General features: G+C 68.4%; 25 protein-coding genes. 23 read left to right on the top strand and 2 right to left on the bottom strand.

Features of this window, described 5'->3' with window-relative positions:
* The first annotated feature begins 13 nt into the window (after window positions 1-13).
* Both fxlM and ACQEU8_RS33325 read left to right on the top strand, forming a co-directional pair.
* A complete protein-coding gene (gene fxlM, locus ACQEU8_RS33330; RefSeq protein WP_433107769.1) occupies window positions 14-2,095 on the top strand; it encodes a methyltransferase, FxLD system in 2,082 nt (693 codons plus the stop codon).
* Between the two features lie 71 nt (window positions 2,096-2,166).
* Window positions 2,167-3,273: a hypothetical protein gene (locus ACQEU8_RS33325; RefSeq protein ID WP_433107767.1), complete on the top strand. Its 1,107-nt coding sequence runs from the start codon at window positions 2,167-2,169 to the stop codon at window positions 3,271-3,273.
* 531 nt (window positions 3,274-3,804) lie between these two features.
* Here the strand turns inward: ACQEU8_RS33325 and ACQEU8_RS33320 are convergent.
* Together ACQEU8_RS33320 and ACQEU8_RS33315 are read right to left on the bottom strand one after the other, a co-directional pair.
* Entirely contained in the window at window positions 3,805-4,545 is a 741-nt protein-coding gene (locus ACQEU8_RS33320; RefSeq protein WP_433107765.1) for a hypothetical protein, read from the bottom strand.
* Window positions 4,542-4,859: a PadR family transcriptional regulator gene (locus ACQEU8_RS33315; RefSeq protein ID WP_433107763.1), complete on the bottom strand. Its 318-nt coding sequence runs from the start codon at window positions 4,857-4,859 to the stop codon at window positions 4,542-4,544. Before ACQEU8_RS33315 ends, ACQEU8_RS33320 begins: the two co-directional genes overlap by 4 nt.
* Window positions 4,860-6,330: 1,471 nt before the next feature.
* Here ACQEU8_RS33315 and ACQEU8_RS33310 point away from each other — a divergent pair.
* The 21 genes from ACQEU8_RS33310 to ACQEU8_RS33210 all read left to right on the top strand — a co-directional run bounded on the left by ACQEU8_RS33310 (window position 6,331) and on the right by ACQEU8_RS33210 (window position 26,551).
* Window positions 6,331-7,146, top strand: a complete 816-nt coding sequence (locus tag ACQEU8_RS33310) for an ATP-binding protein (RefSeq protein WP_433107761.1) — start codon at window positions 6,331-6,333, stop codon at window positions 7,144-7,146.
* A gap of 324 nt (window positions 7,147-7,470) precedes the next feature.
* Window positions 7,471-8,013, top strand: coding sequence for a hypothetical protein (locus ACQEU8_RS33305; RefSeq protein ID WP_433107759.1), 543 nt, complete (start codon window positions 7,471-7,473; stop codon window positions 8,011-8,013).
* A gap of 266 nt (window positions 8,014-8,279) precedes the next feature.
* On the top strand, window positions 8,280-8,882 hold the full coding sequence (locus ACQEU8_RS33300; protein ID WP_433107757.1) for a hypothetical protein: 603 nt from the start codon (window positions 8,280-8,282) through the stop codon (window positions 8,880-8,882).
* A 215-nt stretch (window positions 8,883-9,097) separates the two neighbouring features.
* Window positions 9,098-9,667, top strand: coding sequence for an SAF domain-containing protein (locus ACQEU8_RS33295; RefSeq protein WP_433107755.1), 570 nt, complete (start codon window positions 9,098-9,100; stop codon window positions 9,665-9,667).
* Entirely contained in the window at window positions 9,667-10,461 is a 795-nt protein-coding gene (locus ACQEU8_RS33290; RefSeq protein WP_433107753.1) for a MinD/ParA family ATP-binding protein, read from the top strand. Before ACQEU8_RS33295 ends, ACQEU8_RS33290 begins: the two co-directional genes overlap by 1 nt.
* 221 nt (window positions 10,462-10,682) lie before the next feature.
* A complete protein-coding gene (locus tag ACQEU8_RS33285; RefSeq protein WP_433108898.1) occupies window positions 10,683-11,774 on the top strand; it encodes a CpaF family protein in 1,092 nt (363 codons plus the stop codon).
* Between the two features lie 32 nt (window positions 11,775-11,806).
* On the top strand, window positions 11,807-12,685 hold the full coding sequence (locus ACQEU8_RS33280; RefSeq protein WP_433107751.1) for a type II secretion system F family protein: 879 nt from the start codon (window positions 11,807-11,809) through the stop codon (window positions 12,683-12,685).
* A complete protein-coding gene (locus ACQEU8_RS33275; protein WP_433107749.1) occupies window positions 12,682-13,578 on the top strand; it encodes a type II secretion system F family protein in 897 nt (298 codons plus the stop codon). The genes ACQEU8_RS33280 and ACQEU8_RS33275 overlap by 4 nt, the downstream gene beginning before the upstream one ends.
* A 56-nt stretch (window positions 13,579-13,634) precedes the next feature.
* Window positions 13,635-13,835, top strand: coding sequence for a hypothetical protein (locus tag ACQEU8_RS33270; RefSeq protein WP_433107747.1), 201 nt, complete (start codon window positions 13,635-13,637; stop codon window positions 13,833-13,835).
* 3 nt (window positions 13,836-13,838) lie between these two features.
* Complete coding sequence (locus ACQEU8_RS33265; protein ID WP_433107745.1) at window positions 13,839-14,246, top strand: TadE/TadG family type IV pilus assembly protein; 408 nt, start codon at window positions 13,839-13,841, stop codon at window positions 14,244-14,246.
* Window positions 14,247-14,338: 92 nt separating this feature from the next.
* Entirely contained in the window at window positions 14,339-14,719 is a 381-nt protein-coding gene (locus ACQEU8_RS33260) for a TadE/TadG family type IV pilus assembly protein (RefSeq protein ID WP_433107743.1), read from the top strand.
* Complete coding sequence (locus ACQEU8_RS33255) at window positions 14,716-15,171, top strand: pilus assembly protein TadG-related protein (protein ID WP_433107741.1); 456 nt, start codon at window positions 14,716-14,718, stop codon at window positions 15,169-15,171. Before ACQEU8_RS33260 ends, ACQEU8_RS33255 begins: the two co-directional genes overlap by 4 nt.
* A 133-nt stretch (window positions 15,172-15,304) precedes the next feature.
* The gene (locus ACQEU8_RS33250; RefSeq protein ID WP_433107739.1) at window positions 15,305-18,193 is read left to right on the top strand and encodes a BTAD domain-containing putative transcriptional regulator; all 2,889 of its coding nucleotides are present in this window, start codon (window positions 15,305-15,307) and stop codon (window positions 18,191-18,193) included.
* 683 nt (window positions 18,194-18,876) lie between these two features.
* Window positions 18,877-19,599 carry a hypothetical protein gene (locus ACQEU8_RS33245; protein ID WP_433107737.1) on the top strand — a complete coding sequence of 241 codons (723 nt, stop codon included), beginning with the start codon at window positions 18,877-18,879 and terminating at the stop codon, window positions 19,597-19,599.
* Between the two features lie 281 nt (window positions 19,600-19,880).
* Window positions 19,881-21,020: an AAA family ATPase gene (locus ACQEU8_RS33240; protein WP_433108896.1), complete on the top strand. Its 1,140-nt coding sequence runs from the start codon at window positions 19,881-19,883 to the stop codon at window positions 21,018-21,020.
* Between the two features lie 89 nt (window positions 21,021-21,109).
* Window positions 21,110-23,002: a VWA domain-containing protein gene (locus ACQEU8_RS33235; protein WP_433107735.1), complete on the top strand. Its 1,893-nt coding sequence runs from the start codon at window positions 21,110-21,112 to the stop codon at window positions 23,000-23,002.
* Window positions 23,003-23,071: 69 nt separating this feature from the next.
* Complete coding sequence (locus ACQEU8_RS33230; RefSeq protein WP_433107733.1) at window positions 23,072-23,461, top strand: hypothetical protein; 390 nt, start codon at window positions 23,072-23,074, stop codon at window positions 23,459-23,461.
* A gap of 132 nt (window positions 23,462-23,593) precedes the next feature.
* Window positions 23,594-24,295 (top strand): DUF317 domain-containing protein, encoded by a 702-nt coding sequence (locus ACQEU8_RS33225; RefSeq protein WP_433107732.1) that lies wholly within the window; start codon window positions 23,594-23,596, stop codon window positions 24,293-24,295.
* A gap of 90 nt (window positions 24,296-24,385) precedes the next feature.
* Window positions 24,386-25,156 carry a DUF317 domain-containing protein gene (locus ACQEU8_RS33220; protein WP_433107730.1) on the top strand — a complete coding sequence of 257 codons (771 nt, stop codon included), beginning with the start codon at window positions 24,386-24,388 and terminating at the stop codon, window positions 25,154-25,156.
* 104 nt (window positions 25,157-25,260) lie between these two features.
* The gene (locus ACQEU8_RS33215; protein ID WP_433107728.1) at window positions 25,261-25,668 is read left to right on the top strand and encodes a hypothetical protein; all 408 of its coding nucleotides are present in this window, start codon (window positions 25,261-25,263) and stop codon (window positions 25,666-25,668) included.
* A gap of 625 nt (window positions 25,669-26,293) precedes the next feature.
* The gene (locus ACQEU8_RS33210) at window positions 26,294-26,551 is read left to right on the top strand and encodes a DUF317 domain-containing protein (protein WP_433107726.1); all 258 of its coding nucleotides are present in this window, start codon (window positions 26,294-26,296) and stop codon (window positions 26,549-26,551) included.
* The last annotated feature ends 152 nt before the right edge of the window (window positions 26,552-26,703 follow it).

Here is a 26,703-nt window from a genome sequence, read left to right as displayed (position 1 = left end):
GAAGGACTTTGTCATGCCCCCGGACTGGCACCAGCACTACGTCACCTTCGCCGACCGCGAGACAGCCAAGCGCGTCATCGCCGCACGACTCGGCCCCGCCCTGCTCGGGGCCGAAGACGCGGGGCAGCTCACCGGCTGGTGGTTCATGAACAAACAGCCCTGGCCGCTGCGATACCGGGCATCCGAGCCGTCCTTGCTGGTGGAGTCGACGCTCAGCGCCCTCGTTGCCGACGGCTCTGCTCTCTCGTGGACGTCAGGTATCTACGAACCGGAGACCACGGCGTTTGGCGGCACCAGGGCCATGGATGCCGCCCACGATCTGTTCCACGAGGACAGCCGCCACCTGCTCGCCTATGAGCCCGGCCCCAGGCGGCTGGGGGGCCGAGAGACTGCGGTTCTTTTGCTCAGCTGCATGATGCGCGCCGCGGGTTTGGACTGGTTCGAGCAGGGCGACGTCTGGTCCAAGGTCGCCGAGCTCCGCCGGGCCACCACCGAACCGCTCACCCGGGAGAAGACCACCGCTCATATCCCGGCCATGCGCAAGCTGATGACCACCGATGTCCACAGCCTGTGCCGCCCCGACGGCCCTCTCGACGGGCACGCAGAGTGGGTGGCGGCCTTCGATCGAGCCGGAACCACACTCGCCGACCTCGCCGCCCACGGCGGGCTCACCCGTGGTCTGCGAGCCGTTATCGCCCACCACGCCATCTTTCACGCCAATCGCGCCGGTCTCCATCGAGACGACCAGCACGCCATTTCCCACATTGCACGAGAGGTAGTCATGGGATCGAGTGACAGCACCGCGTCGCCCTCCGATGCCACGGCGGAGACCGATAGCGTCAGCGCGGTGCACACCGACACGCTCACCACCCACGAGGCCGACGCCGAACGCCTTCGCAACACCTTGGTCGACAAGATCCGCGAATCCGGGTACGCCCGCACCCCCGCTGTCGAGAACGCGCTGCGCAACGTCGAACGACACGTGTTCGTGCCCGACGCGACGCTTGAGGAGGCGTACGCCAACGCGCCGGTCAACATCAAGTACGACACCAACGGTACGTCCCTCTCGTGCGCATCCCAGCCGGGAGTCGTCGCCCTCATGCTGGATCAACTGGAGGTCCAGCCCGGCGAGCGCATCCTTGAACTCGGAGCCGGCACCGGTTACAACGCTGCCTTGCTCGCCTACCTGGTCGGCGAGACCGGTCACGTCACCACCATCGACGTCGACGATGACCTGGTGGAAGGCGCCCGCGCGCACCTCGCCGCAGCCGGAGTCACCAACGTCGAGGCCCTGACCCGCGACGGGGCGATCGGTCACACCGAGGGCGCCCTGTATCACCGGATCATCGCCACCGTTGGCGCACACGGCGTCCCGCACGCCTGGATGCAGCAACTGGCCCCCGGAGGACGGCTCCTGGTCCCGCAGCGCCTCAAGGGCAGCGTGGCCCGCTCCATCGCCTACGAGCACCACGACGGCCGGTGGGTGTCCATCAGCAGCAAGATGAACACTTTCATGCCGCTCAGGCATGGCATCGCCGACGACGACCGCCGCATCATCCCGCTCAGCTCCGACGGCACCGTACGACTCCAGGCCCCCGCAACGCAGCACATCGACGCTGACGCGCTGGCCGGCGTTCTGGACCAGCCGCGCACCGAAGAGTGGACCGGCATGATGGTCCGGGCGATGGAGTCCCCGGAGTGGATGGAGTTGTTCCTCTCCTGCTCCCTGCCCAGCGGTATGATCCGGATGCTGTTCCCGAAGGAAGCCAAAGGCACCGTCCTCACCGAGGACCCCTACCCCTCCTCCACCGTGGCCGTCGACAAGGGCGCCATCACCTACCTCGCCCGCCGCCTGTCGGAGAAGAAGACCCCCGAGGGCGGCAAACTCTGGGAATTCGGCGTCATCGGCCACGGGCCCGGCAGCGACGAGCTGGCCGCGAAGGTCGCCGACCTGATCCGCACCTGGGACCACGACTTCCGCGCACGGGAGGCCACGTTCGAGATCCAGCCTATCGACGCCCCGGCGATCGAGCAGCGCCCCGGCCTCTTCGCCATCGACACCCCGCTCAACCGCATCGTCGTTGACTGGCAGTGACCCCTACGGTGCCCGCCGGAGCACGAGCGGCGGGCACCACTTTCACCCTTCCTCCCACCACCGGGGGAACCATGGACCCGTACGGACCCATAGCCCAGCGATTCCCGCTCGTCGCCCGCTTCCGCCCCGCCTGCGTCCCGCTGCCCGAGCGCGTGCACGCGCTGGTCGACCTCGCCGACACCGCGGCGCGCAAGGAAGATCAAGGACTTGCCTCGGCCGTTTACAACCAGTCGGCGCTCATCGCATCCGACCTCAAACTCCCCGAACTCGCTCGCGAGATGTGCCACCAGCACGCCGACGCCTACCTCCACGCCTGCCCTCTGCCCGCCATGAGTGCCATCCGCGGACTGGAACCTGTCGTCAACCTGGCCCGCCTGCAAATCCGTGCCGGGAACACCGACGACGGCCGACAGCGCCTCCTCACCCTGTATCAAGCCGTCAGCACAGGCATGTCCGCGCAATTCGATGACGTTGTCGTTCCCGTACACCTCACCGCGACACGGGAAGACCGCAAGGAGGTCCGCGCCTGGCTATGGCGAGTCCTTCTCGCTGACGGCACGCGCACCCTCACCACCCAAGGCCGCTGGGACGAGGCGCTGGCGCACATCGAGGAACACCGCGGCGTGGGCAAGCGAATGCTCGACGGCCGACAAGTCGCCGTCCTCGCAGCCCTCGCCGCGGACGATCCGACCCACGCCGCAGCTCTCCTTGAGAACACCGACCCCGGCGAACCATGGGAGCAGGCCGTCACAGCATGCCTCACTGCTCTACGCCGTCGCATTGCCGGGCAACCGATCGACCGCCACCTCCACAGCCTGGCGGACACCTACACCGAACTGGAGCCCGAACGCGGCATGACCGTCTTCAACACTCGGCTCGGACTGGCGATCCTGGATGTCATCAACACCGCCGAGGAACCCGCCGCGCGCCGCGTCGTCAACGAACTGCACCATCGGGCGACCAAGCTCACCGACGGATACGCCGCCCGCGAGAACCTGACACACCCCTTGTTCACCTCTCTCGCCACCGATCAACAGCAGCAGAACTGCCGACACCTCGTAGAGGCATGCGCACTCGGAGCGGGGCAGCTCCCCAACGAGCTGCGCACCCAACTCGCTGCGGCACTACGTTTAAGCGACCACACGATTCGCAGGCAGGTAAGGAATTGGGGTGGCTGAGCCTCCAGCCCGAACGGTAGGTAAGGGCACCGTCCAAGGCGGGGCTCACCGGGGCTGTCCGACAGCCGATCTAGCGTCACTGGCATGGGCAGCAACCCGACCACGCATCGCGTACGGGTCACCGCCTAGTACTGCAACAGCGGATACGGCGGACCATCTCCGCGCACGCGGAGAGGACTTTGACAAGCGTCAAGATGAAGCACCGACGGACCCGCACTCCGCCCAAGCCGCCCCTGACTCGGGAGCACGACGAGGCCCCGCAACCCGACCGAGTGAACCCGGCCCCATGCGACCACTCGACCCTCCCGACCACGTCCGACGGGCGCAAATGGGCCCAGCCATACCTCCACCGGCCCACCACCCCGTCCGTGGCCAGCAGCCCGCCCAGGTGCCCCGACCACCCGGCAACCCCCATGCGGCGCATCCTTGGGGCGAGGTGGATCTGCCCACAGCGCATCCGGCAGACGCGCGGCTGACAGCATCACGAAAGCCCCCACCACGACGGTGAGGGCTTCGTCATCTCAGCTGCGGTTACTCCTCGCCCGCCGCCCGGCCAGCCAGCTCGATACCGCGCATCCTGCGCAGCCACCGAGCGAGCACAAACAACCCACCGCCCAGCAGCGCACACGGCTCCCAGCCATCCGTCACCAGGACGTGGAAGCCGTCAGTCGCTTGGATGTAGATCACCAAGCTGCCCACCGAACCGGTGATCAACGCGTTCGTGCGTGACTCTGTCGACAGCAGCCAATCCACCGGACGCCACGCGAAGCCCAGGAGGTCGTGCGTGCGCATCCGCAGGGCAGCGAGAAGGAACCCGGACACCAAACGGATCCGCCGACCGCGAGGAAGTCCTCGGCCGTCCTCACCAGCCAACAACGCCGCCCACTCATTTCGCAGGTGAAGCCGGTGACGACCAGCCAACCGAGCAGCAAACGAAGTGCTGCGTCGAGGGGGCACCCGGTTGACGCGGCCAGGCCGCTGAGTAGTAGCCCTCAGAATGCCGGGCTCTGAGGTTTCGATGTCCGCAGCAAGCCCCGCTGGGATGGTGAGGCTGAACTGGTCCAGCCGGTAGTTGTCCAACAGCGGCCCGAAATTCTCCAGAAGCCGCGCCGCCCGCTCAGGGTTGATCTCGAAGGTGTACTGAACCCGTCGATGACCGTCGGGCGAGTCACTGGCCTCGAGCAATTGCCGACACGTGGCCTTCTCCAGGAAGGTCCATGCCTCCCGGTCAAGGTCTCCTGCAAAAGGAAGCCGCGGAAGCCGATCGGTCACGCCGCACCTCCCGCCAGGCCGAACCGGCGCGCACGCCGAGCCTTCCGCTCCTGCACCGCCTGGAGCGCGCTCGCTCGACCAGCACCCGTCAGCTCGTAATACCGGCGTGCCGGCCGCCCCGGATGCGGCCCTGTCTCCTCCCTTGCTTCGATCCAGCCGTGCTCCGTCAGCCGGTCCAGGATCGGGTACACAGTGCCGGACCCCAGATCGGCCTGCTCACAGATCTTCAACCCCCATGCGGGGTCATCGTCAGTCGCCGCCAACAACACCTTGAGCACCTCAAGGGTCGGACGGGTGAGGCGAATTGATGCCATGGAAGCAGGGTGCCACGACACCGAAGCGTATGTCGAGAACGATAGATGCGCGAAAGGGCTTCGATGGGGCCACGCAACCAATGTGCTGAATAAGCGCTGGTCGGGAGGGGGGTTGGCTCAGGCGAATCCGGCGATAAGCTTGTACCTGCTCCACCTCCTCTACATCAACTTGCCGTCAAGGAACACAAGTTTGACGGCAAGTCGCAATGGCCAACGACGGCCAGCGGCAAGGGGGGAGGTGAGAGAAGGTGAACGACGACGAGCAGGACAAGAAGCTCAACCGCCGCCGCGACCGGTGGGAGATCTTCATCCTGGCCCTTGAGGCCATCGCCCGCGTCATCCTCACCGCAGTGAAGTAGTTCAGCGGCACACGCCGCAACGGGTCGGCCGCGACCGGAAACCGCTGCTAACGCAGCGGGCCCGGTCTCTTGCTATGCGACCGGGCCCGTGAACTGCTTCCGGGGTCCGCTTGGTGCTAGCCGGGCGGGCCCCTTTTTGTCAGTGCCAGGCGGGCGAACCACGAGATGCATACTGACTCTTAAGACTCTACGGACGGCCACCCGGCGTTGCAAGACACGACTTCGGCATGTACTTTCATCCGCCCTTACGGGCCCCAGGTCACTGCCGCGCACCACGGCATCGGACCGTTCCCAGGGGCTCAGCCGCCCCACGTGAGGCGGCTACTCCACGCCGGTCCGCCCACCCCACCCCACGGCACTCGTGAACACCCAGAAGACCCCACCGAGAGGCAGCAGGAACCCTCCTACGAGCGCTCGTAGCAAATGACCCTCGACCGCACCGGGACGCTCGTACATGCACGAGGGCAGCCCGGCGGCTTGGGGCGCTGTGGTGCATGAGTCGGCCCATGCCGCGCACTCGTGCTGGACACCGCCGTCCGCCCTGTGCGGCACCGAAGCGCCTCGTCGCGGTCACGGCTGCGGGCCGCCAGCAGCCAGCTTTGTTCCTCGCGGGTGGGGTTTGCGGGGCTGGTGGGAGTGACGACGGCGGCCAACATGGCCAAGAAGGTCTTCGCACCCGGCCAGAAGCCCCCCACGTCCCCGAAGGGGACCTTGAGGGACTCGCCACACTCGGGTACACCTCGCCCAGCCCGTGCAGTAGTTCTGGCTCCCGAACTCCCGCGGGCGCGCTGCGGAGTCGGTCTCGATAGAGGGGCGCGCGCCGGAAGCGCGCGGCATGGAGCGGGTGCCGACGGTGTTGCCGTTCGCGGTCTACCGGATTACGTCGAGCCGATGTCCGGTCGCAGGGCTCTGCGATGCCCCTCCTGGTAAACCCGTTTCTGCATACGCATGTACGTCCAGGAGTTCGGGCGTCGCCCCAGCTTGAAAGAGGTGGAGGGAAGGTAACCGGACGCCAAGCTCAGGGCAGCCAGCCGGTGTAAGTCCGGTCCCGGGAGGGGGCGCCACCGTGCCGTTAGCTGACTCCCGGAGTCGTTCGAGAGGGCGACGTCGAAATGGGGCGACAAGCACCCTTTGGGAGCGTGCGACTGACCGGTCCGCAACATCAAGTGAAGCCTGCAGGTCAAGCCGGGGGTCTTGAAGGGGCGCCGGGGAGGCGTGTCCCCCGTTCGGTGGGTTGCAATTCCGCTCTTGTACCGCTCGGCGGTGTCGTCGTCGTGACCCGATTGGCGATTCGCCGGGAGGTGCCCGATGTCGTCCCTGACCTTCACCGCCTGTCTACTGATCGCATTTGTCGCACTGGGAAGCGCGCCGTTCGCGTATGTGCCTGTGCGGACATGTTTGGAGCCTGGGCCTGGTCGACATCGGCGTGGCGGCGGTCGCCACGCAGCCCGATGGAGGGCGCGGTGAGTGCCCCGGCCCGCGGCATCGTGGTCTACCGCTGGAATGAGAGGACGCAGTTCCCTACCGCAGAAGCCCGTCTCGCGCTGGGCGAAGCACTAGCCCGTCTCGGCGTTGGGGAAGAGGCGCGGGAGGATGCGCAGCTTGCGCTGTCGGAGCTGGTGGCGAACGCGGCCGAGCATGCCTGCGGACCGTACGAGGTCCGGCTCCAACCCATCTTGTCGGAGTGGGTCTGTGAGGTTGAGGACAGCGATCCCCGGTTGCCAAAGCTCCCTCAGTTCCCGCCCAACCCTCTCTTTCTCCCCGAGGAGGAGAGCCGTGGCGGTGGGCTGGACTCGCTACTGAGCTTGCTGGGAGAGCGGGGCCGAGGGTTGCAGGTGGTTCACCAGCTGACCGGCGGTGGGTGGGGGTTTTGCCGGACGGGGGAGACGAAAGTTGCCTGGTTCGTAGTCGGCGCTATCGGCCCGTGAACCGCCCGGAGACGGTGAGTTCGGTGTCGCGCTCACCGTCCCCGGAAGCGCCGGTCACGTAGACCGATTCAGCCTCAAGGCCCTCTTCGTGTGCTGCGAAGAGGGCCCAACGCGTCGATACGGGACGGGACCCTGCCCAGCGATTCAGCCGGAGACGTTGTCCCGGGCGGGGAACGTAAGCACTTGGCCGATGTCTCGTCACGAGTGTGTGACAGGCCGGAATCGTTCGCTCCGTACCCGGTTGATTACAAAGAGTGGTCAAGTGTTGCCCGGTGTCGCTACAGTGCGTTCTTCGGCGGGCCCACAAAGTCATGAGGAGTGTGCGTGGCTCAGACACGTTCCCCGAGGCGCCGGATGGCGTTGGTTGTCGTGCTGGGCACGGCGTTGCTGACGGCTGGCTGTTCGGATGGCCCATCGGAGCCTGAGCCGCTGCCGGGACAGTCCGCATCGGAAACCGCGTCCCCTAGCGCGAATTCGGAGCACCGGGAAGCGCTGTCTGCCTACCGGGCGATGTGGGGGGACCTCACCCAGGCGTCGAAGACGTCGGACGCCTCCTCCAAACTCCTCGATGACCACGCCGAGGGCGGCGCTCTCCAGTTGATGAAGTACGGCCTCCGCAATGCCAAGAAGGCCAAACGTGTCGTCAAGGGGACCCCCCGACCGCACCCGGAGATCGTTTCTGCGAAGAGCGGCGAGGTCGTAATCCGGGATTGTGTCGACGGTACGCACTGGCTGAATTACAAGCTCAGCGGTGAGCCGGAGGACAACAACCCCGGAAGTCACTTCAAGGCCGATGCCACGGTCAAGCGCAGCGATGGTGCTTGGAAGGTGTCACGCCTTTACATGCATGAGGGTGGGTCGTGCTGACCGGGTACATGCGTCCCTGCGTGAGCCGGGGCGTGGCGCCCGTGCTCGCAGGTCTCTTGCTCGTCCCCCTTCTCGAAGAGCCTGCGAAGGCGGAGGAGGGGAATGGGTGGTTCGGCGGGGTGACCTGTGCTTCTGGGGGCTGTGCGGTCCGCGCGGGGAAGGCCGGCTCCCCAGCCAGGGGCGGTGAGAGCAAGCCGTCGGTGTCTGCCCCGAAACCTGTGCCTGCTCGCCCCGCTCGGGGGGCTGCTGGCGACCCAGGGTGGGAGATGCCAGACCTGAACTCCAGTCATGGCTTCGGCGGGATACGTGGCGGGATGGCGCCGTTCCATGTGCCTCCGGGTGCCGAGAAGCACCCGAGGACAAAGGAGGGCGAGGCGAAGCGGAAGGTGTCGGCGGCTGAGGTGGCGCAGGACGCGGTGGAGCAACTCCGGTTGCCGAGGCCGGTGATTCGGACGAGCCCGGATGAGGATTTCACGCAGGTGGTTCATGTGCCGACGTGGATGTGGGTGGGGGCGTCGTCGTGGGAGTCGGTGTCGGAGACAGCGTCCGTCGATGGGGTGACGGTGACGGCGACGGCGAGGCCGCGAAAGGCGGTGTGGTCCATGGGGGATGGCGCGTCGGTGGTGTGCCGTGGGCAGGGAACGCCGTATGCGGCTCGGTTCGGTGCGGAGTCGTCGTCGCCGGACTGTGGCCATACCTACAGGCGGGCATCGTTGTCCGAACCCGGCGGGAAATATCGCGTCAAGGTGCGGGTGACCTGGGATGTTTCCTGGCACGGGGCTGGGGAGTCCGGGGTGGTGCCCGGTATGGCGATGACCGCGGAGCGGTCGCTGTCGGTGGATGAGGTTCAGGCGGTCGTCACCGCCTGACTTCTTGAAGAGGCCCGCTCGGGAAGCCGTGCGGCGCTGGAATCAACTTTCTTTTTGTGAGGTGTGTTGTGGGTACCTCCTTGTCTTCTTCACCGCCTAAGCGCGCGGGGATGGGCATTCCCGGAGCGCGTTCAGGCGGGTTGGGGCAGAAGTCTGCGCCGGTGGCTGGTGCCCGGCGTCGGCGCATGGGCTGGGTGTGGGGTGGGGCCAGTGCGGTGCTGGTCTCGGCGGTTGGTTTCACCTGGATCGTGTCGGCTGTCGGTGAGCGCGCGGACGTATTGGTGCTGGCGAAGGATGTTCCGGCGGGCAAGGTGCTGACTGCGAAGGACCTGCGGATCGTGCAGGTCGCGGCTGATTCGGGTGTGATTCCGGTTGAGCGCCGCGCTGAAGCGTTGGGGAAGCAGGCGCGGGTGCCGTTGGTGGCTGGCTCGCTGTTGGCGCCGGGCATGGTCGGTGGCTCTGCCGCCTTCCCGCCGAAGGGAAGCTCCCAGGTCACGCTCGCGCTCGAAGCCGCAGCAGCGCCCTCGGACTTGGCGCGTGGCGACCGAGTCGCGGTCCTACCTGGGCCAAAGGACGAAGCACCAGCCGGTGACGAGGACGAGGAGTCCACCGAGGAGCTGCCGAGCGCGGTGGTGGGGACCGTGGCAGGAACGAGAGCTCCGAAAGCCGCCGGGGGAGTGCGCGAGGTCCGGGTGCTGGTCGCGACAGCGGCAGCTCGCCGCGCCACACAGATTGCGCACCCGCGGCTGGTGGTTCTCCCGGCGAACAGTAGGGAGGCACCCTGATGCGCCGGTTGATCGCCATGGCTTCGATCGCCGGTGCCCCCGGGGTGACGACCACGGCGCTGGCGCTGGCAGCCGCTTGGCCTCAGGAGGCCGACGGCGGGGTGCGGCCGGTAGTGGTTGAGACCGGTGTGTGGGGCGGCGATCTGGCCGCCCGTTTCGGGCTGCCGCACAGCCCGGGGCTGCTGGATGTGGCCGCTGTTGTGGGGCAGCCGCAGCCTGGGTCGCTGCTGGGGGCAGTGCGCGATCTGCCGGTCGGGGTGCGGGCGGTGCTGGCCCCCAGTGGGAGAGGGCCGTGTACAGAGGCTGTTCGGCTGCTCGGCGGTGACGGCGGGTTGCGGGTGCTGCGCGGTGAGGCGAAGGACTACGGCAGTGCCCTGCTCGACCTGGGACGCCTCACTCCCGAGTCGCAGGAGTTGGCCGGCGCGGCTGATGAGGTGCTGCTCGTCACCCGAGGGGGAGCCGATGCATTGGCCCATGTCTATGCCCAGGTGTCGGATCTGGCGCGGGTCGCGGGTCGGCTGACGCTGTGCGTGCTGGGGGAGTGCCCGTACGCGCCGAGCGAGGTGAGCGCGGCGTTGGAGGTCGAGAACGTGATGCGTCTCCCGTGGGATGCGAAGGGTGCCGGCGTGCTCGGCGGCACACGGCATGGGCGACTCCAGGCCGAGGGGTTCCGTACTTCCCCATTGCTCAGGACAGCGCGGGAGCTGGCCGAGCGGTTGGTCAAAGCAGGACAGGGCGGCCCCTCCCGCGCCGAGTCCCTGGCCGAGGTGCTGAGGGAGAGGAGCATCCGGTGACCGTCACCACCCGTACTGCTACGGACGCAGCAAACGTGTCAGGGCTCGCTGCTGCGGTACAGCAACGCGTCACTGCCCGCCTGGCCGAATACGCGCACGAGCGCGAAGCCGCCGGTCTGCCGCCTGAGAACGAACAACAACGCCAGCACACCATCAGCCAGCTACTTGCCGAAGAACTCGGGCAGCAGCGAAGGGAAGCACTCGCACGAGGCGGGCGCGCGATGGACCCCACAGTCGAGCGGGAGATCGTCCAGAGCGTCACCGACGCCCTCCTCGGCACAGGAGCTCTTGAGCGCCTGCTGTCCGACGAGAACGTGGAGAACATCTGCGTGAACGGCTGCGACACCGTCTGGGTCCGCGACGCACGCGGCACCTGGTATCGCTCTTCGCCCGTGGCGTCCTCGGACGCGGAGCTGATCGAGCGTCTGCGGACGCTGGCTGCCCGGACGGAGGGGGAGGAGCGGCGCTTCGACCGTGGTGTGCCGCGCCTGAATCTTCAGCTCGCCGATGGTTCGCGCCTGTTCGCGGTCATGGCGGTCACCGATCGGGTGTCGCTGTCGATCCGCAGGCATCGCCTCAAGCACGCCACCATGGCCGACTTGGTCCGGCTGGGCGTGTGTGACGAGGGCCTGGCCGGGTTTCTGGCGGCGCTGGTGAGGGCGCGCAAGAACATCATCGTCGGGGGAGGCACCAACGTCGGCAAGACCACGGTGCTCCGCGCCCTTGCTTCCGAGATCCCGCCGCATGAGCGGCTCGTGACCATCGAGGACACGTTCGAACTCGGCTTGGACGCTGATGCCGCCGCCCATCCGAACGTGGTCGCGATGCAGGCCCGCGAGCCGAATATCGAGGGTGCCGGTGCCGTCGATCAGGCGGAGCTGGTGCGCTGGGGTCTGCGGATGACTCCCGACAGGGTCATTGTCGGCGAGATCCGCGGCAGTGAGGTCATCCCGATGTGCAATGCGATGTCGCAGGGCAACGACGGCTCGCTCTCGACCATCCACGCCTCCACATCGCGCGGGGTGTTCACCAAGCTGGCCGCGTACGCGGCCCAGTCGCCGGAGCGTCTCTCTCTGGAAGCGACGAACTTGATGGTGGCCTCGGCCGTGCACTTCGTCGTCCATCTCGGCTGGGATGCCAGCGGGCGGCGCTGCGTGGACTCGGTGCGGGAGGTCGTGGATGCGGATGGCGCGCAGATCATCTCCAACGAGGTGTATCGGCCCGGCCCTGACCGGCGGGGTGTGCCTGCGGCCCCGCTCCGTGCGGAAACCGCTGCCGAGCTGGCCGCTGCCGGATGGGAGGCGCGGCGATGAACATTCTGCCGATGGACGCCACCCTCGGGGCCATGACCGCCGTGCTCGGGGCGGCGTTCGGAGTGGGAGCCGTCGCTATGGCACGTGGCATGCGGGCCCGGGCCGATGCGGTGGACGACGGCGGGAGGTCTGGCGGGTGGCGACAGGTCGCACGAGGGATCCCGGCAGGCTGGCGCAGTCGCCGCCGCCTCGTTCTGGCCGTGCTCGGCGGAACGGTGACCGCAGCGTTGACGGAATGGCCGGTCGCCGGGCTGCTTGTGGCCATTGGCGCGGTGACCCTGCCCGGACTCCTCGGCCCAGATGCTCAGGCCAGGCGCCGAACGGAGCGGCTTGAGGCGTTGGCGACGTGGACGGAGATGCTGCGTGACACGCTCTCGGCTGCGGCTGGGATGGAGCAGACCATCCTCGCGACCTGCGACATCCCGCCGACCGCGCTGGAAGGGGAATTGCGCGCACTTGCCTTGGCTGTCCGCGAGGGGCAACCGCTGCCCGAAGCCCTGGAAGGCTTTGCCCACCAGGTCGATGACCCGGTCGCCGATGTCGTGGTTACTGCCCTGGTGATGGCTGCGCGCAAGCAGGCCAGCCAGCTCGCCGCTCTGCTGGGAGAGTTGGCCGACTCGGTGCGCGAGCAGGTCGCGATGCGCCAGCGGATTGACGCCGGACGGGCCAGTATCCGCACCGGGGTGCGGGTGACCGTCACCGTCACTCTCGGCATGGCCGCGGGGCTCACGGTCTTCAACCGCCCCTACCTCGCCCCCTTCGACACCCTCACCGGACAGGCGGTGCTGGCCACGGTCGGTGCACTGTTCGCCCTGTCCTTCACCTGGATGAGCATGATCAGCCATATCGAAGAGCCCGTACGCCTCATCTCCCCCTCACGCGCCGTGGCGAACGCGGGAGGCGCCGAGTGATCATCCCCATTCTCGGGGCGCTGTTCGGCGCCGGAATCATCGCCCTCACCCTCGGCCTGCGCCCACCCCGCGTCGCCCTGACGCAGGTCTTGGCGACCATAGAAACCCCAGCAGCGGCCGAAACGACCCCGTCTACTGAGGAAGGGGAGTGGGCCACCCGGCTGGGCAAGCGAGCCGTCCCCCTGGTGCGCGCACTGGGATTCCCCACCGATGAGTTGCGCAGCGACCTCGCAGTCTGCGGGACGGACGTCGACGCGCACCTGGCAGGCAAGGCCACGTGCGCCATGGCAGGACTCCTCACGCCGTGGATGGTCGCCGCCCTGTTCACCCTCGGAGGAGGAGCACAGGCCGGCGGCTGGTGGATGCCCTTGTCCGGGTCCCTCGCCCTCGCGGTGCTGTTGTTCTTCACGCCCGACCTCACAGTGCGCAAGCAGGCAGAGGAACGACGTCGCGAGATGCGGCACGTCCTGGCCGTCATCCTCGATTTGACCGTGATCGGCCTGGCGGGCGGCGCAGGAGTCCAACAAGCCCTCGCACAAGCCGTTGCTGCACCGCAGGGCTGGGCCGCAAGCAAGGTGAGGCACGCCTTGCACGTCGCGGAGCTGACCCGTACCAACCCCTGGCCCCACCTGGCGGACCTCGGCCGGACCCTCGGCGTGACCGACCTCGTCGAGCTGGCCTCCACGCTGGATCTGGCCGGCAGCGAAGGGGCCAAGATCCGTGCCTCGCTGACGGCGAAAGCACGAGCAATGCGCAGGCGCCGCCTCAGCGAAGCCGACGGGACCGCGCAAGCGGCCACCGAGCAGATGTCCCTCCCCTTGGTCGGACTGTTCGCCGCCTTTCTCCTGCTGATCGGCTACCCGGCGCTCGCGCACGTCCTCGCCGTTACCTAACCGGCCAACGCCCCCATCCTTCCCACCTGCCGTACTGCACGACGAAAGAGCACCACATGCGCCACTTCACCCGCTTCTGCCGCCGCATCGCCTCCCGGGACCACGTTGCGACACTGCGCCATAAGATCCGCCGCGACGACGGCTACACCACGGAGACCATCGTGGTAACAGCGCTCCTGGCGCTTCTCGCTATCGGCGCGCTGGGTGTGATCACATCAAAGGTCCTGGGTCGGGCCAACGGCATCGACCTGGGCTGAGACGTGGACCGTCTTGCTCGCACCCTGCATGAGGACCGAGGCGCAGTCACCACGCAACTCGTGGTTTTTTTCCCGCTGTTGATTCTGACTGGGCTGCTGGCGGTGCAGTTCGCGCTGGCCTGGCACGCACAGCACATTGCGCAGTACATCGCGCAGGATGCCCTGGCAGCCGCCCGGCCCCAGCATGCCAGCGCCGCCATCGGCCAGGCACAGGCCAGGCACCGCATCAACACCCTGGCTGGGCGGATCCTCGCCAGCCCGCAGGTGAGCGTGACGCGTTCAGCGACCCGCGTCCGCGCTCGGGTGACCGGAGGCGTGTTGCAGGCCGTGCCCGTGCTGAAACTGCGCGCCTCCGGCGCCGCCGAGGGACCGGTCGAACGCGTCACCCAACCCGAGGACGACCAGCCGTGAAGCCGTCAGCTGGTCAGCACCGCGACACGAACCGACCCCAGACGTGGCGTCTGCTCGGCCCCGCGTCGGAAGGCGATGGGGGAACGAGCACGGTGGAATTTGTCCTGCTCGTTCCCCTGATCGTCCTGCTCGGGCTGGTCGCGGTCGGGTTGGGGCGCCTCGCCGACACGCGCCTGATCGTGGGCGACGCGGCGCACCAAGCCGCCCGCGCCGCCTCCATTCCCCGCACCGAGACGGCGGCCCGCAGCGCAGCGCAACGGGCCGCCGAAGCAGCTCTGCGCGATGCCCGGACCTCGTGCACTCACCCGCAGGTAACCGTGGCCACCGGAGGGCTGAAGCCCGGAAGGGCTGTCACTGTGAAGGTGACGTGCACTGCGGATCTCTCGGACCTTTCGAAGACCCGCATGCCCGGAAGCATCGAGCTTCGCGGAAACGCCGTCTCGCCTGTTGACGCATACCGGAGCACGACATGATCAAGCTCCCTCGCCGCTGCTCCACCGGGCTGCGCCGCCTTCGGGAAGGCGGGCGAGACGACCGGGGACAGGTGGTCGTCGCCGTGGCCGGTGGTGTGGTGGTGCTGTGGCTGTTCGCGGGCATCGTGATCGACGGCGGCCTGGCCCTGGCCGCCGCCGCGCGCGCCCAGGACGTCGCACAAGAAGCCGCCCGCACAGGAGCCCAACAGGTCGACGTCCACCATCTGCGCAACGGCGAGGTCCGACTGCGCACCGCCCAGGCCGAAGCCGACGCGCGACGCTACGTCGCCTCCAGCGGCGACAGCTGCACAGTGAGTGCACGACGGGACAAGGTCACCGTCCACATCACCCATCGCCAGCCCACCCAGATCCTCAAGCTCATCGGCAAGCAGACCCTGACCGCACGGGCGAGTGCGACCGCGCACGCCCAACGCGCCACCTCCCCCCACTAGCGAGCCGGACGAGACGGCGAGAAGGGCGAACCAGGCCATGAAACCAACCGCCCCACAGCGAAGGGCCTCCGCCGCCATCACCGCTCTGGCGACCGGAGCCGTGACGACTGCCCTCCTAGCCGGAGTGCCCCACGTGCTCTGGCACGCCAACGGCATCCCCTGGCCCTCCAGCGTGAACTCCCTGAGCGACTTGGCCGACAGACTGGGACAGCCGCTCACCGACCCCCTCGCACTCGACCTTCTGTCACTGGCCGGATGGGCATGCTGGGCCGCCTTCGCGATGAGCTTCATTCGCGAGTCCTGGTGGTATGCCACCCACCTGCCCCACCTCGTACGGGATCGGGCAGCGCACCACGAGCACCTGGCCAAGGTGTCGTTCAAGGGCTCCGTTGCCGCGCTGTGCGTCGGCACCCTGGTCGTGGCGCTGATGACCGTATGGCGCCCCCAGGCGGCCATGGCCCGGCAACACACTGCCGCAGAACATATGGGTACCCAGGCCGCCCTCAGCGCTCCGTACCATCCAGGGTCCCCAGCACCGGTACGGCTGACCGATGACGACCGCACTGATCGCAGCGGGCAGGAGGAGGCACGCACCGACCAGAAGTACATCGAGTACACGGTCGCCGAAGGCGATTGCTTGTGGGACGTCGCCCACAAGCACCTGGGGGACTCGGTGAAATGGCCGCGCATCTTCGCCGCCAATCGCGACCGCCTTCAACCAGACGGCCAACGCCTAACAGACCCCAACCGCCTTCAGCCCGGCTGGCTCCTGCGTATCCCTACGCCGACAGCCGACTCCTCGTCGTCCGGGGAGGCTTCGCCGCCGTCGAAGGCGACTCCTCCGGCAACCTCTGTGCCGGGCCCCGATGCCGAACCACAGGCCCACAAGCCGACGCTGGACGAGGACCACAGGCAGCACGAGAAGGCAGACGAGCACCAACGGGTGGATGTACGCCCGGCTCCTCACGGATCTGCGGCGATCAGCGTCGGGGAAGCCGGGGTCATCGGCATCACCACGGCAGCCGGACTCCTGGCCGCACTACGCCTGTACCGCCTTCATCAGCGCCGCCGCGCTCTCAGCGATCCAGAGGTCGCACATGAGGGGGCGGAGCAGCCGGAGAATCTCGCGACCGTCGTACAGCAGGCAACCCAGGCGGCACGAGAGGCTGACCTGGCCCGCACCCCGCCCGGTACAGACGATCTGCTCACCCGTCGCACCCCGCCCGGTACAGGCGATCTGCTCACCCGCCGCACCCCGCCTCCACCACCGCAGGCCAACCATGTCGTCGCCCTCGGCACCCGGGATGATGTAGAGGTCACGCTGGAGGAACTCGCCGCGGCCCGCCTCTGCACATGGACCGGACCGGGGGCCGAGCCCGCCCTTCGCGCCTTGCTGATCAGCATCCTCACAGCGGCCGAACGCCAGCGCCCGCAGCCACCCCGCGTCACAGCGGCCCTGCCCCGGAACCTCGCCGTCCGGCTCCTGCCCACCCTCCCGCCCGATGTTCGTGCCCTGATCCAGGCAGCGGACCTCGACGACGTGATCCAGGCAGGCCAGGAACACCTCCTCGCCCACGCCCGCCGGAACAACGGCCTTGATCCGCAGCAGGACCACCAAGGAGAGCACCACCCCCTGGCCGACGACTCGCCGACCTGTCAGTCCCATGGGCCGGGCACACTGCTTCTGATCACTGATCAGGTATCCGGGCAGGACGCCGCCGAGCTGGCAGCCCTGGCCGAACAAGCCTCCTCCGGGGCCCTGGGTATCCTCACCTTGGACGTTCCGCTTTCTCAAGCCGCCCGCTGGCACATCGACCACGACGGGACGGCAACCATCGCAGCAACCAGCAACGCACACGCCCGGAAGAGCCCACTGCGGATCTTCCGCCTGACCGAAGACGCTGGCCAAGAGATCTCGACGCTGCTTTCCGGAGCGCAGGGACGCCCACCTCGCCAGCAGAGCGAAGCGGGCCGGGAAGGCACCGCCAAAGGACCTGCCGAGCGCGATGGCGAGGATGCGGCTGAGGAGGACGACGGTGACAACGGCGAGGCGCCGGCTGACTCCTCGCACACGCCCGATAGCGGCGAAGCAGGCCAGGAGCAAGCGGAGCCCGTTCGCTCCGCACCCGGCGAGGCTGCTGAACAGCCCGGCCAGACAGCCCCGGTCCGGCTGCAACTCCTGGGCCCAGTCACCCTCTTCGCACGCGGGAGCGACGAGCCCATCGCCAGTCATCTACGGATGGAAGCACGGGAATTCCTCGCCCTGCTCGCCTCACATCCAGCCGGACTCCTCGCCCGCGACATCGCTGACAACCTGCGCCTGGCTGGCGGAGCCGAACAACACGCCAAGGAACTGAAGAACCTCCGCCGCTCTGTGCGCCGGACTCTCCGCGCAGCCACCGGGCTCCCCCATGCGGAATTCATCCACCTCAAGGGAGAATTCCACAGGCTCAACCCCGGATTTATTGAAACGGATATCGCGAACTTTCGGGCGAAAATTAGAAAATTGTCGACCGCTGACGGGGACGGCTGTATTATCGCTGTGCGGGATATTCTGGATGATTACCGCGGTCCATTCTGTCAGGGGATCGACCCGGTATGGGCAGACGGGATCCGGGAGAGCCTCGCCCGGCAGGCGGCGGACGCCGTGATCCGGGCAGCACGCCAAGCCGAGAGAAGCAATTCTCGGCACGACAGGCAAATCGTGCTCGATCTTCTGGACCGGCTGATCAGTCTGCACCCCGACACGGAAGCTCTGTATCAGCATTCCATCCGCCTCAATCAGGCAGCGGGGCGCAGGGAAGCCGCCCACCACGCATACCAAAGACTCACGCGCCACCTCGCCGAGCTGGGCCTGGAACCCGACGCAGCCACCCGCGCACTGATCACAGCCCGTCCCGAAGCGTCGCCTCCACGTACCAGAGCTGGTACAGCCGGTGCCCGCTCCCGTCCTCGCGCTACGCGCATCAGCGGCCGAGGCGATGAAACACCGCCCGAGGCGCCGCGACTGTCGAGACGGTGACCACATCGGGCGTCGAGACGGGCGTCGTCCTTGGAAACGACGCCCCTCCCCGCCCCCTTTGGGCAGGTCAGACCCCCAACGAGCCACCCCTGAGCGAGCCCGACTGTATATCGGTGCAGACAAGCATCCCGATCTCTCGGAACGGCGCACGCGCCGGCGCGGATTGCAGGCATGCCGCATCACCGCTCCGTTGCTTCTCCTTTTCCTGAAGGCCAGCTACCTCTCTCCGGTCCTCCGTCGTGCCTGTCACCGAGCCGGAGGCGGCACCACGGCGAAGCCGGGTGCCGTTGTGCTGCGCCGTTGTGCTGCGCCGTTGTGCTGCGCCGTTGTGCTGCGCCGTTGTGCTGCGCCGTTGTGCTGCGCCGTTGTGCTGCGCCGTTGTGCTGCGCCGTTGTGCTGCGCCGCATCAGCCGATCGTGTGACTCCAAAACAGCCGCGATTCCTTGGAAACTGTCGTGCCGGGCGCGTGGGACGACACTTCGAGTCGTAGACAGGTGAATTCCCCCAGCAAGGCGTCGTGAATTCGCAGAAATAGGAGCGATTCGCAGCCGGGGTATTGCTTGAGCGTGCGGCGGGGGCGAGTTACGGTCGTTGTGTTCCTGGAAAACAGGAAACGGAAATCCCCGTTAATTGACCGCGTGAAAAGCGGTGACGGGAGAAGTGTATCTGTGGGAGGTACTTCGATGAACACGCAGATTGCCGCAGCCACGCCGGGCACGGGCTTTGGTGCGCCGGACTACCGCGTTGACGGCTTCGAGCCGGAGTCGGAATCCGTGGGATGGGACTTCGTCGCCATCACGCTCAACGACGACATGTACGCAGTGTTGGCTGCGCACCACACCGCCAACGGCCGTGACACCTACCTGCTGTGCTACGACAGGGCGGCCATCTGGGAAGACGTCCCGGGCGCGGCTGAGTACGTGGCCATGCACATCGTGCGTGATCTCAGCGGGCGTACGTTCACCATCGACGTCAAGCGCCTGCCCACTGAGCCGCTGGCGCTGAACTGGCTGCTTTCGGAAGGCTGCCCCGCCGGTGCGGTCAAGCCGGACCAATTCCCGGGTGCACGCCCGGCGGATGCCCTGACATCACGGCTGGAAGACCAACTGCGCTACAGCCCGGTAGGCCGGTACACGCTGCTGGACCACTACACCGACAATCCTGGCAGCTTTCGGGACGGCGTCGAGGTCAGCGTCCTGATGCACGACGGCCACCCCGACTCGGCGGAACTGCCCTACCGGGTCTTTCTCGAACAGGTCGACCCGTCTTTCGAGTCGTACACAGTGCGCGAAGGCGCCTTCCCTACGGAGGAGGCGGCGGATGAGTGGCTGATGACACGGGAGTCGCCGCTGCCACTGGCCCCGGAGCCGTCGGGCCCGAGCACCACCGACAGCCGCATCGGCTGAGCCCCTTTCTACCGGGGGCAGTCCACTGCCCGGCCCTGGGCTGCCCCCGGCTGCAGCCGCCTCATCTGAGTTCCCTGGGGCGTGGGCGTCGAGCCGTACTGCTCCGCCGCGCTTCCCCCTGATCACCACTGGTTCGAAGTCCTGTTGCGCCGTACGGAGGTACCGCCATGCCGAAAACCGCCGCCCCTGCCCCTACTTCCGCCACTGCTTCCGCCGTTCCGGCCCCGAACGCAGGATCCGCCCCCGCCGGGAAGGCACGGCCCGGGGAACTGCGGGCCCGGGTGGCGCGAGTGCTGGCCGACGGTTCTCAACGGCACTTCACCGTAGGGGAGGTGGTTCGGACGTTGGGCAACTCCGGCGGTGCCATCGGGAATGCGCTGGAGAAGCTGGTGGCCCGGGGCGAGGCTGTGCGGGTCGCCACCGATCCCCGCACCTACCAGGCCAATGGCGCGACGGCCGCCGCAGCGCAGACAGCAACCGTCACCTCGTCCGCACAGCGTCAGCGCGGACGTTGCGGTACGGGCTCCAAGCCTGCCGCACCCCCGGCGGCCGACGCGGCGCAGCAGCGCAAGCCTTCGCCCCCTTCCGCTTCCGCACCTGCTCCGACCGGGGCCAAGAGCGGCAGGCCCGTGCCGATCACGCGGCCTAACGGGATGCAGTACCACCCGCGCGAGTTGGCTCAGATGCCGGATGTGGAGGCGCTGCGCAACCTGCGAAGGGCAGGGGTGCCGGTGCTGTTGTACGGGCCCCCGGGTACCGGCAAGACCTCGGTGATCGAGGCGGCCTTCCCCGATCTGATCACTCTGGCCGGAGACGGTGACACCGAAGTCGCCGACCTGATCGGCGAATACACCCAGCGCGAAGGCGGCGGATACGAGTTCGTCTACGGCCCTCTGGTCACTGCCATGCAGGAGGGGCGTGCGCTGCTGGTTGATGACGCGACGCTGATCTCGCCCAAGGTGCTGGCTGCCCTGTATCCCGCGATGGACGGGCGGCGGCAGATCCAGGTCAAGGCGCACAAGGGCGAGACGATCACCGCCGCCGAGGGGTTCTACGTGATTGCCGGGCACAACCCTGGCGTTCACGGTGCCGTGTTGACCGAGGCGCTGGCCTCCCGGTTTTCCGTGCAGATCCAGGTTGGTTCCGACTACGACCTCGCCGAAGCGCTCAAGATCCGCCCTAAGGCGGTGACCATCGCCCGGAACCTGGCTCGGCTTCAGGACAAGGGCGAGGTCGGATGGGCGCCCCAGCTGCGCGAACTGCTGGCCTTCCAGAAGGTCGAGGCCGTACTCGGGGCCGAGGCGGCGTTCGCCAACCTGATCGGCATCGCCCCCCTCGAAGACCGGGATGTGGTTGCTGACCTCGTCCGCAAGGTCACCGGACACCGCGCCGGACCACTGTCCCTGGGCCGCCAGCTCTAACCGCCTTCCCCCGATGGCCCGGCGGTGTTCCCGCCGTACGCACCGCCGGGCCCTTCATCCGCACACCTGATGGAAGGGATCGATGCGTCATGCCTGCGCACGCACACGTTCAGCACGGACCGCCTCCGCCCACCGAGGAGGAACTTGGTCTGGCCCGGTTCGAGGACGACGGCGCCCCCCTGCCGGTGCCGTCCCTGTCCGCCGCCGCCCGGGAAGCCGAATGGCTGCGGGTCGGAGCCGAACTGACCGCCCGTATCCCCGAGCTCGCCGCCCGGAAGGACGTGGTGGTCACCTGCCTGCCGCGCACCCGAGCGGGAGCCCAGGCACTGTTCCTCCCGGACATGGCCGCGATGGAGGTCGCAACCTCCGTGTTCGCGCCGCTCCGCCCGGCCGAGATCAGTCCAGCCCGTTCGGGCGATGAGGAGAAGTACCCGGCGGCGTGGGGCGCGGTGGTTCATGAGTCGGCGCATGCCGCGCATTCCCGCTGGAGTTCACCGGCCTGGCTGCGCGGTACAGCCGTTGATGCGGCGGGGGATTTGTTGGAAGAGTCGCGCGCGGAAGCTGCGCACCTGGCCCGCCGTCCGCACGACCGCCGTTGGCTGCGCGCGTGCGTGGCCAGGCTGGTCATGCCGGACTTTCCCACCTACACCCCGCCGACGCGGTGGGCCGCTGCCTACGCGTCGGGACTGATTCTCGCCCGCAGGGATGCCGGAATCCTCGATGACGACGAGACCCGGGCCCTTAACGCGGCGGTGAGCAACATCCTCGGCAGTGATCTGCTGGCCACACTGGCCGGAATCTGGCAGGCAGCTCACCGGACGGCCGACACCGATGGGGACACCATGCTCGACCACGCGCGTGCCTGGTGCACCGCGCTCGGGCAGGGTCCGAACCAGCCCGCGCCGAACCTCGGCAAGGATCAGGAGGCTGGGCGGGACAACGAGTCCGGCGGCTCCGGACCCGCCGGTGGTGAAGGGCTGGAGAAGGTGGTGGCCCGGGTCGTGCAGGGGGTCGCGGCCAGCGAGGCCGCCATTGCTGCCGCAACGGTAGCGGCCGAGGCGGCACAGCAGGCACGGGCCGCCACGAAGAAGGCCCAGGCCGCCCACAAGAGGCAAGCCGCCACTATGGCCAAGCAGGTCTTCGCACCCGGCCAGAAGACCCCCCACGTCCCCGACGGGGACCTTGAGGGACTTGCCGCACTCGGGTACACCCCGCCCAGCCCTCTTTCCGGAACCCGCTCACCCTTGGCGGCGGAGAAGTCGGCAGCCGGGCAACTGGCCCGTGCTCTGCGGAATGCGGCGCACCGGGAACGCGTCAGCACCCAGACCTCCTCGGCCGCGCCCCCTGGGCGGCTGAACATGCGCGGGGCACTGGCCCGGGATGCTCAAGCGGCGGCGGGCGCCACACCGACCGCGCGTCCGTGGCGCCGCACCCACCACCGGACTGTGCCCTCCCCGCCGCTGCGCGTAGGAATCGCCGTCGACGTGTCCGGCTCCATGCGGGCAGCTGAGGGCCCCATCGCCTCGGCTGCCTGGATTCTGGCCAGGGCCACCGCCTTGACTGACCCCGACTCTCGCGTCGCCGCAGTCGCCTTCGACCTTGGTATCACTGCCATCAACGCCCCCGGCCGCGCTTCCGGGCAGGTGACCAAGTTCCAGGCCACGGGCATCGGGCACAGCCTGGCCGAGGCCCTCGACATTCTCGACGCCGGGGTGGACCTCTCCCGGCCCGGAGCTGCCCGCCTGGCCGTGATCGCCTCCGACGGCGACTACGGCACACGCATCAGGCAACGGGCCGCCGAACGGATCGCCGCGCTGAGGAAGTCCGGATGCGCGGTGCTGTGGCTGACCTTCGCCCCCCGCGACCCCGACCGCCTGGAAGGGCCGTTGTCCGGCGCCACCCATGTGGAGCTGACCGATCCTGCTGACGCTGTGGCCGCGATCAGCAAAGCGGCAACGGCGGCCCTGACCGCCGCCCCCTGACCCCGACGACCCCAGCGGGGGGCGGCCCCAGCCGCCCCCATCGACCCACCGCAGGAAGGACGAAACACCATGTCTGAGCTCCAGTCGCTGACCGGCACCCACACACTACGAAATGCCCTTGGCCCGGATGCTGAGGAACTGCTGGCCACCCACCGGGCCACCGGCGGCGCGGTTGGCGCCTTGGCCGCAGATGTGCTGGAGGCAGCAGGGGAAGTCGACGGCCTCCACAACGAACTCCTCGACCTCATCGACGACCTGCAGGATGAGCTGTCCGAGGCGGAACTCGGCTCCCTCGACCTGCTCCTGCTCCTTCTCCAGCGCACCGGGACGGACCTCGAAGCTCTCGCTGACCGGTTCGACCAACAGCGGGACGAACTCGACCGCCTCCTGACCGGCTTGCGAAGCGAGCTGGACCGGCCCACCGGCCGGCGCGAAACGCTCACGCCGGACATCCCCTGACCCCCAGAGCCTTTGTCTCTGGGCCCCGCCGGGGGCGGGGCGGCTACCCCGCCCCCGGCGGCCACCGGGCGGACCGATGCCACGGCCCGTCCGGCAACACCGGAAAACCCCCATCACACAAGGAGTTGTTCCATGCAGCAGAAGACTCCCACACCCGAGGACCGTTGCGGGCCTGCCTCCTACCTGGTGTCACCGCGCTACCTTGCCGGGCCTGATGAGACCGTCCCGGTCCTGGGCCCCGACTGGACACCACCCCTTCCCGCAGGCACAGCCGCGCGGGAACCGCGAATGAAGCTGTACACCTTCCATCAGGAGGGGCACTACTACGAGGCCCTGCATGCCCCCGACGCGGACACAGCAGACACTCCCGAGGGGACATGCGGATGGCGGTTCAGCAGGCGCCCGCACCCGGCCGCAGACGAGGAGTGGTTCGCGATCTTCGGCCCCGGCACCCCACCCGAACTGCCCGCCGCACTCGCCGAAGCAGTCTGCTCACACCTCCCAACCGACCAGAAAAGCGTCCTCACCCCGGCCATCGAGGCTGTGATGGAGGCGGCCTGGTGGACCTTCGAGACGAACGAAGGCGGGGGCACTTGGTTCGCTCCCGGGCGGCGGGCGCTGGTAGGCACCCCCGACGGGAGCGGCACTACCTGGACGTTCGCCGCCGTCACAGACAGCGGTGACGTGCTGTGGTACGCCCTGGCCCACCGCGACACCCCACGCCACCTCATCCACGCCGTCTGCGTGGCCCTCACCGCCCCGGCGCCCGTTCCGCGCCAGCACCGGCCCCACCCCTGCCTCGGTCCCGTGAGCGTCACCCGCATCCACCCCTAAGACCGCCACCCGCCCGGGGGCCGTGGCGCACCAGCCCCCCGGGGGGCGCACCGAACCGCAACCAACTGCACCGTGAGGCGGAGAACCCGTATGCGCACGCATGCCGAACCCTCGTACCTGATCGCCCCTCTACACCTCGCCGGCCCCGACGTGACGGTCAAGGTCCTCAGCAACAGGTGGCAAGCTCGTCCCTACCGCGACACCTGCGTCTACGTCCATCGCAGCGAGGGCCAGCTCGTCGAGGCACTCCACAACCCCCACGGGGGGCGCCCAGCCTGTGAACATGGCCGCACCACCGGCCGAGAGCCGGAGGGGGGCTGGGAGTTCACCGCACGCCACGCTCCCGGCGCCCCCAGGACCTGGCGGGCACTGTTCGCACCCGCCACACCCCCGGAACTTCCCGCCGCGTTTGCTCACGCCGTCACCCGGCTCCCTACGATGCCGGGCCCCCTGATCCATGCTGAGCCGACTTCGCCACTGGGTGCTGCCGAATGGATCTGCGACCGGGGCACACGCGAGAACACCTGGTTCTCGACCGACGGTCAAGCCATCGTCATCACCCCACCACACAGCCACAAAGGCCGCCCCAACGCGGCAGTCCGCAGCGGTGGCCCCGCCCTGCCCGACACCGGGACGGCACCCGGCTGTGATGCGGGCGGGGATGCGTGCACCGAGCGCTGGTTGTTCGCTGCCCAGCACTCATGCGAGCAACAACTGCTGTGGTTCGCCCTCGTGGACGCGAGCACCCCTAACGCACTGCTCCGCGCACTGTGCAAGGAAATCGCGCGCGAAGAACCCGTGCCCCGCAACGAAATTCCCGGCCCCGACACCGGGCCGGTCCTCGTACACCGCCTGCGCTGACCTTTCTTCGCCGGGGAGGGACGCCCACCGGCCGGTGTCCCTCCCCGGCACCTCACCGGCCCATCACCCCGTAGCCAGCCGCCACGAACAGCAAGGAATCAAAGATGTCCGAATCCACCGCTCAGCAGCACCTGCCCACACGTGGGGACGCGCAACAGCCGCCGCCCCTGACGGGCACCCGCGCCGTACGGGACGCTCTTGGCCCGGACGCTGAGAAGGCGCTGGACACCCACCGTGCCACCGGCGGTGCTGTTGGCGATCTGGCCGCAGCCGTGCAGGAGGCAGCAGGGGAAGCCGACCGCCTCCATATCGAGCTCCGCGACCACATGGACGACGTTCGGCAGCAGTTGCCCGACCTGGCCGAAGCGGACTTCGGCTTCCTCGACCTGCTCCAGCACACCGGCACGCAACTCGCGGCTCTCGCTGCCCGGTGCGACCAGCAGTGGAGCGAACTCGACCGTCTTCTCGGCTACTTGTGCCGCGCGCTGGCCCGGCCCACCGGCCCGAGCTGACCTTCACGGAGCACAACCCCTGACCTTCAGGGCCCTTCGGCCCCTGGACCCGCCGGGGCGCGGCGGCTACCGCGCCCCGGCGGCCACCGGGCGGCCCGCTACCCACGGCCCCGCCCGGCCTCACGGAAACACCCCGACTGGCATGAAGGAGTTGTTCCATGGATTCGCAGAATCCCACACCCGCTGACCGCTGCGGGCCCGCACCGTACCTGGTCAAGCCCCGCTATCTGGCCGGGCCCTGCGACAAGGTGCCGGTGATCACAGGCAACTGGCAGCAGCAGCGGGTACCTGGGCTCGGCACCGCCTATAGCACCGCCTACCTGCGCCGCGACGAAGCCACCGGCAGCCACTACCTGGCCCTCCACACCCCCGGCCCCGAAGAACGCCCCGCCCGTCTGGCCCATGACGGCATGCCGATCGGCTGGGAGTTTCTCTCCTACCCGGCTTCCGGATACCTCCCCTCGTGGCAGGTGATCTTCTCACCGGGCACGCCTCCGGAGCTGCCTGCCGCCCTTGCCGGCCTCCTCTCCGCAGACGAGGAGCCGGTACCCCACGAGGTGACCGAAGCGGGCGAGGCGACCGCACCGCTGGAGATGGCCGGATGGAGCCGCGACCTGGGGCACGAATGCTCTGGTTCTCGCCCGGTGACCAGCGGGCCGCCGTCGTCACCCCCACCAGCCCTGCAAACCCCACCCGCGAGGAACAAAGCTGGCTACTGGCGGCCCGCAGCCGTGACCGCGGCGAGGCGCTCTGGCTCACCCCGGCCATCCCCCAAACCCCCACAGCCCTCATCCGCGCTCTGTGCGCGCAACTGGCCGACCCGACTCCCGTACCACGCCACCGCAAGCCCACCACCGGTCCGGTCACCGTCATCCACCCCTGAACCACCCGCCAGCCCGCCGGTGCCGGGCCCGCGCATAGGGCCCGGCGCCCCACAACCCTCAAGAGAGCTGCCCGCCCCTGTGCGGACATGCCAAGCCGATGACCAAGGAGGGGCCTGCGGGCCCAGTTCTTGGTCACACTCGAAGAACCCGT

It is taken from the genome of Streptomyces sp. CA-250714 (assembly GCF_050936705.1).
Taxonomy (GTDB): domain Bacteria; phylum Actinomycetota; class Actinomycetes; order Streptomycetales; family Streptomycetaceae; genus Streptomyces.
Note: the sequence above shows the minus strand (reverse complement) of the source record. Positions and strands in the feature narration are given on the sequence as shown.